Consider the following 12,735-nt stretch of genomic DNA (forward strand, 5'->3'; position numbering starts at 1 on the left):
CTTGAGCACGATACTCGAACCCGGGCAGATCGAAGCGTCGGCGGTAATGCCGCCGTTTCTGCACCTGCCCCCCGCCAACCTGTTCGAACTGCGCGCCGCGCGCCTGGAGCAGTTGGCCGAGGGCAATGCCCTTGGCGAATACCTGAAGCTGGTGGCTCGTTTGTGCCTTATCCAGCAGCAGCTTGTGAATAACCCGCCCGCTGGCATGCCGGTGGCCGAGGAGCGTCAGCGCCTGTGCATAAGTCATGGTTTGCCGCCTCTGGCGGCGGACAGCCTGGTGCGTGAGGGGCCGTGGCTGGTCTGGTTGCAAGCCTTGCTTGAGCATCTCGACACGTACACCAGTGGTCCGTTGGGGGAGGCGCTGCAAGCCCTGCACAGCAGTGACGACCATCAACGCAAGGGTTGGGGCATTGCCTTGCTTGCCGGTCAGTACGATGCCGTGCCTGCGGCGCTGGTGCCGTTCATAGGGGCGGCCTTGCAGGCGGCCTGGTCCAGCTGGTTGCTGGCGCTGCCCACGCCAGAGCTCAAGCCTGCCGGCAGCCTGGCCCAGTGCCCGGCCTGCGGTTCGCCGGCGATGGCCGGGGTGGTGCGCAACCGCGGCAAGCACAATGGCCTGCGCTACCTGGCTTGTTCGCTGTGTGCCTGCGAATGGCATGTGGTGCGGGTCAAGTGCGTGTACTGCGAGTCGAGCAAGGACCTGCGCTATACCAGCCTTGACGATGACCGCCATGCGCCGGGCAAGGCGCCGCTGCGCGCGGAGTGCTGCCCGGAGTGCGAGAGCTACCTGAAGCAGAATTACCTGGAAAACGATGCTGCGGCCGAGCCGCTGGCCGATGACCTGGCCAGCCTGGCACTGGACATTCGCCTGGACGAGGAGGGCTTTCATCGGTTGGCACCGAACCTGATGCTCGCACCCGGGTAGTGGAGAGTGTCTACACTGTAAGACCGAGTCGCCTTCTTCGCGAGTAAACCCGCTCCCGCGGGGCCAGCGCAGCTATTGAGGCTTGCGCTGCCGCTGTGGGAGCGGGTTTACCCGCGAAGAGGCCAGTACAGACAACGGATCAGTCCAAGGTAGTACCGCATGTCCTCCAGCCTTGCCAGCGACACCCCACGCCTGCCCTCCATCGACACCCTTTTGCGCCACCCAGCCTGCCTCCCGCTGATCGACCGCCACGGCCGCGACGCGGTCCTCGCCACCCTGCGGCAATTGCTCGATGACCTGCGCGACCCCGCCCGCACCGGCCAGCTCAGCGCTGCCGAACTGGCTGCTGAAGTCCTGCTGGGCCGCACTGGCGAACGCTTGGCTACACAGCAACGCAGCCAGGTCCGCCGTGTGTTCAACCTTACCGGCACCGTGTTGCACACCAACCTAGGCCGCGCCCTGTTGCCAGAGGAGGCCATCGAGGCGATGCAGACCGCCGCTCGCTACCCGCTCAACCTGGAATTCGACCTGACCACCGGCAAGCGCGGCGATCGTGATGACCTGATCGAAGGCCTGATCCGCGAGTTGACCGGCGCCGAAGCCGTAACCGTGGTCAACAACAACGCCGCCGCCGTGCTGCTGGCGCTCAACAGCCTGGGCGCCCGCAAGGAGGGGGTCATCTCCCGCGGCGAACTGATCGAGATCGGCGGTGCCTTCCGCATCCCCGACATCATGGCCCGCGCCGGCGTGAAGCTGCACGAAGTCGGCACCACCAACCGCACCCACGCCCGTGACTACGAGGCCGCCATCAGCCCACGTACCGGCCTGCTGATGCGGGTGCATTGCAGCAACTACAGCATCCAGGGCTTCACTACCCAGGTGCACACCGGCGAGCTGGCGCGCATCGCCCACCAACATGACCTGCCGCTGCTCGAAGACCTGGGCAGCGGCAGCCTGCTTGACCTTACCCGCTGGGGCCTGCCCGCCGAGCCGACCGTGCGCCAGGCCCTGGCTGACGGCGCCGATATCGTCACCTTCAGCGGCGACAAACTGCTGGGCGGGCCGCAAGCCGGGATCATCGTCGGGCGCAAGGAGCTGATCGCCAGGATCAAGAAGAACCCGCTCAAGCGCGCGCTGCGTGTCGACAAGATCACCCTGGCCGCACTCGAAGCGGTGCTGGCGCTGTACCGCAACCCCGACCGCCTGGCCGAGCGCCTGCCCAGTCTGCGCCTGTTGACCCGCAGCCAAGCCGAAATCCAGTCCCAGGCCGAGCGTCTGGCACCAGAGCTCAAAGCCCGCCTCGGCGAGCAATGGGCGGTCAGCGTGGAACCGGCGCTGGGTATGATCGGCAGTGGCAGCCAACCGGTGGCCCGCCTGCCGAGCGCGGCGTTGTGCCTGCGCCCGCAGGTGTCGAAGAAGTTGCGCGGGCGCAGCCTGCATGTTCTGGAGCGGGCCTTGCGTGACTTGCCGGTGCCGGTGCTCGGCCGTATCGCCGATGACGCACTGTGGCTGGACCTGCGCCAACTGGATGACGAAGCCCAGTGGCTGGCGCAGTTGCTTGCCTTGCAATTGGGGCCGGTACAGTGATCGTTGGTACCGCCGGCCACATCGACCACGGCAAGACCGCACTGCTCCAGGCCCTGACCGGCCAAGCCGGCGACCATCGCCAGGAGGAGCGCGCCCGTGGCATGACCATCGACCTTGGCTACCGCTATGCGGCGCTGACCGAGGGGGTAGCGCTGACCGGCTTCATCGACGTACCGGGCCATGAGCGCTTTATCCACAACATGCTGGCCGGCGCCCACGGTATCGACCTGGTGCTGTTGGTGGTGGCGGCCGACGACGGGGTGATGCCACAAACCCGAGAGCACCTGGCGATCATCGAACTGCTGGGGATCCCCCTGGCCTTGGTGGCGATCAGCAAATGCGACCGGGTAGAGCCAACCCGTCTGGCCGAAGTGCAGGCACAGGTCAGCGAACTGCTGGCGCCGGGCCCTTATGCCAGTGCACGGCAGTTTCCGTTGTCGAGTGTGACCGGCGAAGGTATCGATGCCCTGCGCCAGGCCTTGCTGGCCGCGCAACAGCGCGTACGCCAGCGCAGCGTGCGTGGCGGGTTCCGTCTGGCCGTCGACCGCGCCTTCGCCGTTACCGGTGCGGGTGTCGTGGTCACGGGCACGGCGCTGGCCGGGCGGGTGAGTGCCGGCGACACCCTGTTGCTGGGCAAGGCCGGCAAACCGGTGCGGGTGCGTGGCCTGCATGCACAGAACCAGGCCGCGCTGGTGGCCGAGGCGGGCCAGCGGGTGGCACTGAACATCGCTGCCGAACGGCTGACGGTGGAGCAGGTGCGCCGGGGTGACTGGCTGGTGCCCGAGTGGCTGCACGCTCCCAGCGTGCGGGTGGATATCGAGCTGAACCTGTTGCCGGGCGAGACCCGTACCTTCGAACATTTCAGCGCTGTGCACGTGCACCTCGGCACCCAGGACGTAACCGCCCGGGTGGCTTTGCTCGAAGGTGAAACCCTGGCGGCGGGCCAGCGCATGTTCGCCCAGTTGCTGCTGAACGCGCCGCTGCAGGCGGTACACGGCGATCGTCTGGTACTGCGCGACCAGCGTGCCCAGCGCACCCTGGGGGGCGGCAAGGTGCTCGACCCGTTCGCCCCAAGCCGTCAGCGTCGCAGCGATGAGCGCCTGCGCCAATTACAGGTGCTGCGCGATGCCGAGGACCTGGAGCAGGCCCTGCCGGCACTGCTTGCCAGCGCACCAGGGGGGATCGACCCGCAGCGTCTGGAGCGGCAGTTCAATCGCTTGCGCGAAACCTGGCAGTTGCCGGAAGACGTGCAGGTGATTGCCACGCGGCAGGGTCAACTGCTGTTTGCCAGTGCCCGGTGGCAGGCGCTCAAGCGCCAGGTGCTGGAGCAGTTGGCACTGTTCCATGAACAGGAGCCCGACCAGCTCGGCCCGGACCGCGACCGCCTGCGCCGTTTTGCTGCCTTGCCGCTGGAGCGGCCCGCTTTTGTCAGCCTGCTGGATGAGTTGCTCGAGGACGGCGCCGTTGCCAGCAGCGGGCCTTGGTTGCATCTGCCTGATCACAAGGTCCAGCTGAGTGAAGCCGACAGTGTGTTATGGGCGAGTCTGCAACCGAAGTTGCTGGCGGGGCAATACGATCCGCCCTGGGTCAGGACGCTTGCAAGCGAGGAAAACTGTGCCGAAGCCGATGTGCGCCTGTTGCTGCGCAAGCTGGCCCGGCTGGGCCTGGTGCACCAGGTGGTGCGCGACCTGTTCTACCCCGAGGCGACGCTAAAGCGCATGGCAGAGCTGCTGCTGGGGCAGGCCAGTGAAACGCCGATAGTGCAGGTTGCCGCGTTTCGCGATATGTTGGGCATCGGTCGCAAGCGCAGTGTGCAGATTCTGGAGTACTTCGACCGCATCGGCCTGACCCGGAGGGTGGCCGATCAGCGTCACATTCGCGCCGACAGCGCCCTGGCCCAGCAGCAGGCCAGGCACTGAGTTCAAGGAAGGCAATCGCGCCCGGTGGCGCGGCCGGGCTTCAAACCCGGTTGGGGACGGCAGCCGTTCCCGGGCAGGTTCGACTCCCGCTGCCTTCCGCCATTTTCTTTTGCCTGTCAGGGCCCTATCGCCGGCAAGCCAGCTCCCACAGGTACTCCACAGGCCTCAGGCCTTGTGTTATCCCTGTGGGAGCTGGCTTGCCGGCGATAGGGCCAGACCAGGCAACACTCAGGCCCGTTCCCCACACAGATCCAGGGCAAACCACCGTTCTGCCGTGTCGACATCCAGCCCAGCCCCCAGCAGCGCAACCATCTTGGCCAGCGCCGCCTCCCGGGTCATGCCCCCGCCACTGATTAGCCCGGCCCCGCGCAAGCGGTTACCCGCCGCATAGGTGTCGAACACCACCGACCCCTCAGGGCACTGGCTGATAGCCGCCAGCATCACGCCCCGCTGGCGTGCCGCGCTCAGCACATCCAGCAACGCCTGGTCATCCGATGGCCCGGTACCGCTGCCGTAGCACTCCAGCAGCAACCCCTGCACGCCGCTGCCCAGCAGTGCCTGCAAGTGCCCGGCCTGCAGGCCCGGGAACACCGGCACTACCGCCAGGTTGACCGGTTGGCGCGGGTGCTTGTAGCCAAGTTCGGCTGGGATCGCCGTGGCGCGCTCACTGTCACGATGACGCGGTAGCGCGGCAAAGGCATCGAACGCCTCGCTGCGCAGCTTCGACGCCCGGCAGCCATGCAGCAGCTGCCCATGGAAGTACAGTTGCACGCCATCTTCCAGCCCTTGTTCGAACTGGCGCAGTGCGCCACACAGGTTGCCCCAGGCGTCGCTGTCCGCGGCACCCGCCGGCAGCATCGAGCCGGTCAGCAGCACCGGCACCGGCAGGCCCAGCAGCAGGAACGACAATGCCGCAGCGCTGTAGGCCAGGCTGTCTGTGCCATGCAGCACCAGCACGCCGTCATGGCCAGCCACTTCTACCGCTGCGACGATGGCATCGCGCATCGCCAGCCAGTTGTGCTGTTGCATGTTGGCGCTGTCGAGCAGGGGGTTCAGTTCCTGCAGGGTCCATTGCACCTGGGGCGCATCGGCCAACCAGGAGAAGTGTTCACGCATCCGCGCTTCGAAACCACCGGCCGGCGCCAGGCCTTCCGGTGTTTCGAGCATGCCGATGGTGCCACCGGTATAGAGAACGAGAAGATTCTTTACTACACGCATGGAAAGCATCCGGAGCGATGAGCGGAGAAAGAAAAGCCGCCCGCGAACGGGGCGGCTGGGCAGGGCAGGATATCAGCGCTGCGTCTGGGCTTGGCCAACCGCTTTGTCAGTGGCTGTTTCCGCCTGCGGATTGGCAGGCCAGGCATTGCGGTCCAGGTCCAGGTCGGTGAACTTGGCCGAGTCGAACACTGGCTGGTCGACGCCCGCCTTGCGCTGCTCGTCGTAGTCGCGCATCACGCGCAGGCCGACCTTGAACAGCAGGGCCAAGGCCACCAGGTTGACGAAGGCCAGGCAGGTCATGGTGATGTCAGCGAAGGCGAACACGGTCGACAGGTCCTGCATCGAACCCCATACCACCAGCGCCAGTACCAGGCCACGGAACACCATCAGTACCACGCGGTTGCGGCTGAGGAACTGCAGGCTGTTCTCGCCCAGGTAGTAGTTGTAGAGGATGCAGGTGAAGACGAACAGCGACAGCGCCACGCTGACGAACACGCGGCCCCAGTCACCGACCACGGCGGCCAGCGAGTTCTGGGTCAGGACGATGCCGTCACCTTCGAAGCCTGGGGTGTAGAAGCCCGACAGCAGGATCAGCAACGCGGTGCAGGTGCAGATCACGAAGGTGTCGAGGAACACGCTGAAGGCCTGGACAACGCCCTGGGCACCAGGGTGTTTCACGGCGGCCACGGCGGCGACGTTCGGCGCACTGCCCAGGCCCGCCTCGTTGGCGAACACACCACGCTTCACGCCCATGACGATGGCGCTGCCGAGCAGGCCGCCGAATGCCGGGTCGAGGCCGAAGGCGCTCTTGAAGATGGTTTCCAGCATGGCCGGCACGTGTTCGATCTGGGTGCCGATCACGTACAGGGTCACGCCGATGTAGGCCAGGGTCTTGACCGGTACCAGCAGGTCGGACACCGCGGCGATGCGCTTGATGCCGCCGATGAAGGTGATGGCCAGCAGCACGGCGAGTACGATGCCGGTGTGCTTGGGGTCGAAGGCAAAGGCGTTCTGCAGCGAGTGGGTCACGGTGTACGACTGCAGGCCGATGAAGGCGAAGCCGTAGGTGACCAGCAGCAGGATCGAGAACACGATGGCCATGCTTTTCAGCTTCAGGCCGTGCTGGATGTAGTAGGCCGGGCCACCACGGTACAGCCCATCGCCATCGGCGCGCTTGTAGACCTGGGCCAGGGTGCATTCGAAGAAGCTGCTGGACATGCCCACCAGTGCGGTGACCCACATCCAGAACACAGCGCCTGGTCCACCCAGTGTCACGGCAATGCCGACACCGGCGATGTTACCGGCGCCCACGCGGCCGGCCAGGCTCAGCATCAGGGCCTGGAAGGAGCTCAGCTGGCCTGCCTGGCCACGCAGCGATTCCTTGAACACACCGAACATGTGGCCAAAATGACGGAACTGGACGAACCGGGAACGGATGGTGAAGTAGCTACCCAGCCCTACGATCAGCACAATGAGAAGTTTCCCCGAGAGGAAATCGTTGAGTACTTCGAGCATTGGAAAATGACCTCGATTCTTATTGTTCGTGTGGAAAGACCAGCGGACGGCAGGCGCACCGCTATTCGTTGGGGCGCATGGTTGGCTATGACAAGAGTGGTTACAATTTCGCGGGTTGCTCTGATTTGATGCGACTTGATGCTACACTGGCATCATTCGCGTCACCTGAGTTCCCTGCCATGAGCGATCATTTCGCTACCAATCTGAAATTGGCCTGCAGCCACTACCGCTCTATCTCCGAAGTTTGCCGCCAGCTGTCGATCAATCGCGCGCAGTTCAACAAGTACCTGAGCGGGCAGAGCCGTCCGACGGCTTACAACCTCAAGCGCATCGGCGATTTCTTCGGGGTCGAGGACTACGAACTGAGCCTGCCGGCCGACCAGTTCGCCCGCCTGATTGGCGCCCGTGTATCGCCGCTGGCCGAGCAGCCCGGCGACCCTATCAGTGAATTGTTCCGCCCATTGCATGAACACGCCGGCAACCTGTCGCGCTATTGCGGTTACTACTTCGAGTATTCCAACTGCATGTCGGTGCCGGGCACGATCCTGGTATCGCTGGTGCACTTGTGGGAAGAGCGGGGCCGCTTCCTGTTCGAGCGCCAGGAACGCCAGGAGCGCTCCAGCGCCACCGACCAGCATGCCGAGGTGCGTTGCCGCTACCTGGGCGCGGCGTTCCAGTTGCAGGACCGGGTGTTCCTGATCGACTACGAGTCGCTCACCTTCAACGAAATGAGCCAGACCATCCTCATCCCCAGCTTCAAAAGCCGCATCACCCGCCTGAACGGCTTGAAGGCCGGCGTCTCCAGCGGCGACCGGCGCAACCCGGCCTGCACCCGGGTGGTGTGGGAATACCTGGGTGAGGAGATCAATCGCATCAATGCCTACCGGCAGGTAAAACTGTACCGGCCGGATGATCCACGCATAGATGACGATGTGCGTGAGCGGCTGAGCGTGGGCCCGTTGCGTAACAGCCTGTTCGAGATCGAGTGATGTATTTTTCAGAGAAAAAGTTGATGTAACCACTCGCCAATCGGGTTGCCTGGGTCGAGCAGCAACTTGATCGCCATGATGCAGCAAACACTGACCAGCAATGGCTTGATCAGCCGTGGGCCAAAGTGCACTGCGCAGCGTGCGCCCAATTGAGCCCCCGCAAAAGCCGCGAACGCCATTGCCAGGGCCAGTGGCCAGATGATCGCCCCGCTGATTGAAAAGACTGACAATGCGCCCAGGTTACAGGCTGCGTTCAAAAGCTTGCTGGTACACACAGCTTGTATCAAGTGCTGGCCCAGGAGGATCACGCAGGCCAGCATGAAGAACGAGCCGACACCAGGGCCGAAGATACCGTCATAAAAGCCAATGATCGGTGCAACCGTCACGCAGAACAGGCTGGTCGATATCTTTGCCTTGCGCGCTTGTTCATTCGGCTTTGGGCTGAAGGCAAAGTAGGCGGCTATCAGAATCAGCAGTGGTGGGACGCACGCCTGCAGAATGCTTTTGGGCACGTAAGTTATCGACAAGGCACCCAACGCCCCTCCGATAAACGACATGACAGCCATTGGGCTGCCCCGCCGCCAGTCGATCATGCCTTTGCGGGCGAAGGCGCACGTAGCCGAAACCGTAGCCGAAGCCGCCTGGAACTTGTTGGTGGCAATTGCCGCCAAGGGTTCGATACCGGCAATGAACAACACCGGGAGCGTGATCAGGCCCCCACCACCGGCGATAGCATCGAAAAAGCCGGCCATCAGTGCCACCAGTGCGAGCGTCAGAACAAGCGTTACGTCGAATTCGATCATTGGGTGTTTTCCTGGGATCAGCCACGCACCAGTAGTGGGTCTTCAGCGAGCACCAACGGTACCGCGAAGGGGGAGTATCCGAATTGACGGATGAGCAGCCGCCGGTTGTCCTGGACCATGTCGCGGCCGTGCAAGGCCCGGCTGTTGTTGATCAACAGAGCGCTGTCAGGCTGCAGGACAAACGCCAGTGGTCGTGCGTTATCCAGTGCTTTCTGAAAGGAGTCGAAGGCGCGCGCCGCTGCGCTGCAGGCGCGTTCATTCAGGCTGAAGCGATAGCTGTTGTAACGAACAGAGAAACCACCATTGGGCTCGAATTGCAGAATTGAAACTGCTTTGCCTGCATTGCCCTGTCCGGGAGCGAAGCAGTCACTGCGGGTGAAGTCGAAAGACGTTGAAGACAGCGCAAGTGTGTCCAGGCTACCCAAGCGTTCGATGATTTCCCGGAGCGGGAAGACATACGTAGGTTCATTGGCGGGGTTCCAGCGCGCAGTCAGAATAAGTGCAGAGGGAGCAGGGGAGTTGGCATTGGTGGAAATTGTCGAGCAGTTGTAGGGCGCTTCAGTATGCGGCCCCAAGCGCAAGCCCGCATGCGAGCTGGTTTCAACTTCCAGGCAGGGGTCTTCGTCAAGCCGCGGGACGCGGCCACCGCCCTTGAAGTTGCCGACCAGGCGAACCTGTTTACCATCGTTGTCTATATCGAAGGCGAAATTGCGGTAGCGCACGAGCTCCAGCAGCAGTTGATTGCGGGAGGCAAGGTATTGGCATCGAGGGTTTTGCGCCAGGGCGGAAATATCTGGCAGGTACTCTGGTATTGGCTCGTTGGCACAAGGCATCTGCCTGTACATCAAGGCAGATAGCTGGCCTTCACTGAAGCGTTGTAACAGCGCGCGCTGTTCCTCACTCAAGGCTCGCTCGAGTTGATCGGCGAATATACGAGCCTGAAGTGCTACACCTTTGGCCTCCGGGCCACCCAAGTCAGCAATGGTCTGGCTTGCAAAGGTTATGGCCTTGCTTTGCTCCGGGCTGAAATCCAGGTATGCAACTTCCGAATGAGGCATTGAACGTTCCCTGTACTTGTTTTTGTGAAGCTCCCCGGCTGGCAAGTGGGGGAGTCAACTATTCAATGCGGTTGTGCTGCTGCATGAAAGTCAGCTCGTTCCTGGTATGTCGTAGGAGATTTCTGCCTGTGGTGGTGTTGAAATGTGGAACTTTGGAATCACTACCGCCTGTGGCATCGAAAGGGGCCGGTGTTGGACTTCCCCGCCCGGAAACCGCAAAATGACCCCTTTCCTTCAATCAACCTCTCCGGATCTGCTGACTCTATGCGTATGCGCCTAATGCTGTTGGGTGGTGGCAATGCCCTCGGGCAAGCGCTGATTCGTCTTGGGGCCGAGGAGGACATCGCATTCCTGGCGCCGCGCCCGCCCGAGAACGGCTGGACGCCGGCCAGCCTCACTCAGTTGCTCGACGATCATCGTCCCGATGCCTTGGTCAACCTGGCCTATTACTTCGACTGGTTCCAGGCCGAGTCGGTCAGTGAGCAGCGCCTTGCCCAGCAGGAACGGGCTGTGGAGCGCCTGGCAGAGCTGTGCCAGCACCACCAGATCACCTTGGTGCAGCCTTCCAGCTACCGCGTGTTCGATGGCTCGCGGGCCACGGCCTACAGCGAAAAGGACGAGCCGATGCCGCTGGGCCTTCGTGGCCAGGCCCTGTGGCGCATCGAGCAGAGCGTGCGCGCGGCTTGCCCGCAGCACGTGCTGTTGCGCTTTGGTTGGCTGCTCGACGAAAGCATCGACGGGGCGCTGGGTCGCTTCCTGACCCGTGCCGAGCAACCCCAGGAGCTGCTGCTGGCGGATGACCGGCGTGGCAACCCGACGCCGGTCGACGACGCCGCCCGAGTGATCCTCTCGGTGCTCAAGCAACTTGATTGCAGTGCGCCGCTGTGGGGCACTTACCATTACGCCGGCAACGAGGCGACCACGCCGCTGGCGCTGGGCCAGGCGATCCTTACCGAAGCAGGCCAGTACCGCCAGTTGGCCGTGCAGGCACCGACGCCGCAGGCCCATGCCGCTCGGCCGGATGCCAGCGAAGAGCCGCAGCACGCAGTACTGGCCTGCAAGAAAATCCTTCATACCTTCGGCATCAAGCCGCGCGCCTGGCGTGCCGGCCTGCCGCCTCTACTGGACCGGTTCTACCGCCATGGCTGACGCCCCCATCCTGATCACCGGCGGTGCCGGCTTCATTGGCTCCCACCTGTGCGATGCGTTATTGGACAAAGGCTACGCCGTACGCATTCTCGACGATTTTTCCACTGGCCAGCGGGGCAACCTGCAGGTCGACCACCCACGCCTGGAACTGGTTGAAGGCGATGTTGCCGATGCCGGGCTGGTCACGCAGGTTGCGGCTGGCTGCAGTGCCGTGGTGCACCTGGCAGCGGTGGCCTCGGTGCAGGCCTCGGTGGAGGACCCGGTGCGGACCCACCAGAGCAATTTCATCGGCACTCTCAACGTGTGCGAAGCCATGCGCGTGCATGGGTTGCGCCGGGTGCTGTTCGCCTCCAGTGCGGCGGTGTACGGCAACAATGGTGAAGGCGAGTCGATTGCCGAAGACACCCCCAAGGCGCCGCTGACCCCGTATGCAGTGGACAAGCTGGCCAGTGAGCAGTACCTGGACTTCTACCGTCGCCAGCATGGCCTGGAGCCGGTGGTGTTCCGCTTCTTCAATATATTCGGGCCGCGCCAGGACCCATCATCGCCGTATTCCGGGGTGATCAGCATCTTCTCCGAGCGCGCTGTGAAGGGTTTGCCGATTACGGTGTTCGGTGACGGTGAGCAGACCCGGGACTTCCTCTACGTGGGCGATCTGGTGCAAGTGATGGTGCAGGCGCTGGAGCAGCCGCAGGTCGAGGAGGGGGCGGTGAATATCGGCCTCAACCAGGCAACGTCGCTCAACCAGTTGCTGGCAGCGCTTGAGAAGGTGGTGGGTAGCTTGCCGGCGGTCAGTTATGTGGCGGCACGTTCGGGTGACATTCGCCATTCGCGGGCGGATAACCAGCGCTTGTTGGCGCGGTTCGAGTTTCCGCAGGCGACGCCAATGGTCGAGGGGCTGGCGCGGCTTTTGGGCAAGGGCTGAAATTCTTGGGGGCGCTTTGCGCCCCTATCGCCGGCAAGCCAGCTCCCAAAAGGGCGAGTACGCGATCCTGTGGCAGTTGGCTTGCTGGCGATAGGCTGCGCAGCAACCCCCATCATCGATGCCGCACCACTTTTCGCAGGCAATCCCCTACCGCCAGCACCCGCCCATCCCGGGCCCGCACCTGCAGTGTTTCCAGCGCCTGCCCCGTATCGCCATCCACCAACTCCGAACGCAGCTCGCCCGCCTCGAACAGAAACCGCTCCCCCCACTGCCTCAAGCCAACCACCACCGGGAACACCGATCGTCCTTTTTCGGTCAGCACATACTCCTTGTAGGCACTGCCATCCGAAGCCGGCTGCAGCGTCAGCAGCCCGCTTTCCACCAGCCACTTCAAACGTGAGGCGAGGATGTTCTTCGCCAGCCCCAGGTTTTTCTGAAACTCACTGAAGCGCCGCAGGCCATCGAAGGCGTCGCGCAGGATCATCAGCGCCCAACGGTCTCCCAGCACCTCCAGGGCACGGGCGACGGGGCATTGCGTATTGTTTTCATCGAGCATGGATGGGGCCTTTCGCGTTCATCTGGTTGCAGATTAAAACCACATTTGCTAAATAGCCAGCATGTGGTTTCAATTCGAAACCAGATTGACGAGG

The 12,735-nt window shown here is 63.5% G+C and carries 11 protein-coding genes and 1 tRNA gene; 7 read left to right on the plus strand and 5 right to left on the minus strand.

The genetic code is table 11. The features are described 5' to 3' along the window. Position 1: 1 nt before the first annotated feature. The 4 genes from fdhE to CAF92_RS16625 all read left to right on the plus strand — a co-directional run bounded on the left by fdhE (position 2) and on the right by CAF92_RS16625 (position 4,530). Complete coding sequence (gene fdhE / locus CAF92_RS16610) at positions 2-922, plus strand: formate dehydrogenase accessory protein FdhE (RefSeq protein ID WP_085601398.1); 921 nt, start codon at positions 2-4, stop codon at positions 920-922. Between the two features lie 159 nt (positions 923-1,081). Next, on the plus strand, positions 1,082-2,509 hold the full coding sequence (gene selA / locus CAF92_RS16615) for an L-seryl-tRNA(Sec) selenium transferase (RefSeq protein ID WP_085601399.1): 1,428 nt from the start codon (positions 1,082-1,084) through the stop codon (positions 2,507-2,509). Next, positions 2,506-4,428, plus strand: a complete 1,923-nt coding sequence (gene selB / locus CAF92_RS16620) for a selenocysteine-specific translation elongation factor (protein WP_085601400.1) — start codon at positions 2,506-2,508, stop codon at positions 4,426-4,428. Before selA ends, selB begins: the two co-directional genes overlap by 4 nt. A 6-nt stretch (positions 4,429-4,434) precedes the next feature. Then, positions 4,435-4,530, plus strand: a tRNA-Sec gene (locus CAF92_RS16625). A 126-nt stretch (positions 4,531-4,656) separates the two neighbouring features. On the opposite strand, the gene CAF92_RS16630 is transcribed toward CAF92_RS16625, so the two are convergent. After that, positions 4,657-5,646, minus strand: coding sequence for an asparaginase (locus CAF92_RS16630; RefSeq protein ID WP_085601401.1), 990 nt, complete (start codon positions 5,644-5,646; stop codon positions 4,657-4,659). Positions 5,647-5,718: 72 nt separating this feature from the next. After that, positions 5,719-7,161 carry a sodium:alanine symporter family protein gene (locus tag CAF92_RS16635; protein ID WP_046615936.1) on the minus strand — a complete coding sequence of 481 codons (1,443 nt, stop codon included), beginning with the start codon at positions 7,159-7,161 and terminating at the stop codon, positions 5,719-5,721. A 179-nt stretch (positions 7,162-7,340) separates the two neighbouring features. Here CAF92_RS16635 and CAF92_RS16640 point away from each other — a divergent pair, with 179 nt between their 5' ends. Continuing rightward, on the plus strand, positions 7,341-8,150 hold the full coding sequence (locus CAF92_RS16640; RefSeq protein ID WP_085601402.1) for a helix-turn-helix transcriptional regulator: 810 nt from the start codon (positions 7,341-7,343) through the stop codon (positions 8,148-8,150). Between the two features lie 8 nt (positions 8,151-8,158). Here the strand turns inward: CAF92_RS16640 and CAF92_RS16645 are convergent, their stop codons facing one another. Next, positions 8,159-8,953: a TSUP family transporter gene (locus CAF92_RS16645; RefSeq protein WP_085601403.1), complete on the minus strand. Its 795-nt coding sequence runs from the start codon at positions 8,951-8,953 to the stop codon at positions 8,159-8,161. 17 nt (positions 8,954-8,970) lie between these two features. Further along, positions 8,971-10,011: a hypothetical protein gene (locus CAF92_RS16650; RefSeq protein WP_085601404.1), complete on the minus strand. Its 1,041-nt coding sequence runs from the start codon at positions 10,009-10,011 to the stop codon at positions 8,971-8,973. Between the two features lie 264 nt (positions 10,012-10,275). Here CAF92_RS16650 and CAF92_RS16655 point away from each other — a divergent pair, with 264 nt between their 5' ends. Both CAF92_RS16655 and CAF92_RS16660 read left to right on the plus strand, forming a co-directional pair. Beyond that, positions 10,276-11,160 (plus strand): sugar nucleotide-binding protein, encoded by an 885-nt coding sequence (locus CAF92_RS16655; protein ID WP_046615940.1) that lies wholly within the window; start codon positions 10,276-10,278, stop codon positions 11,158-11,160. Continuing rightward, entirely contained in the window at positions 11,153-12,085 is a 933-nt protein-coding gene (locus CAF92_RS16660; RefSeq protein ID WP_046615941.1) for an NAD-dependent epimerase/dehydratase family protein, read from the plus strand. The genes CAF92_RS16655 and CAF92_RS16660 overlap by 8 nt, the downstream gene beginning before the upstream one ends. 112 nt (positions 12,086-12,197) lie before the next feature. On the opposite strand, the gene CAF92_RS16665 is transcribed toward CAF92_RS16660, so the two are convergent. Next, positions 12,198-12,641, minus strand: coding sequence for a helix-turn-helix domain-containing protein (locus CAF92_RS16665; protein ID WP_085601405.1), 444 nt, complete (start codon positions 12,639-12,641; stop codon positions 12,198-12,200). Positions 12,642-12,735: the final 94 nt, after the last annotated feature.

Source organism: Pseudomonas sp. B10(2017) (assembly GCF_002113295.1).
Classification (GTDB): domain Bacteria; phylum Pseudomonadota; class Gammaproteobacteria; order Pseudomonadales; family Pseudomonadaceae; genus Aquipseudomonas; species Aquipseudomonas pudica.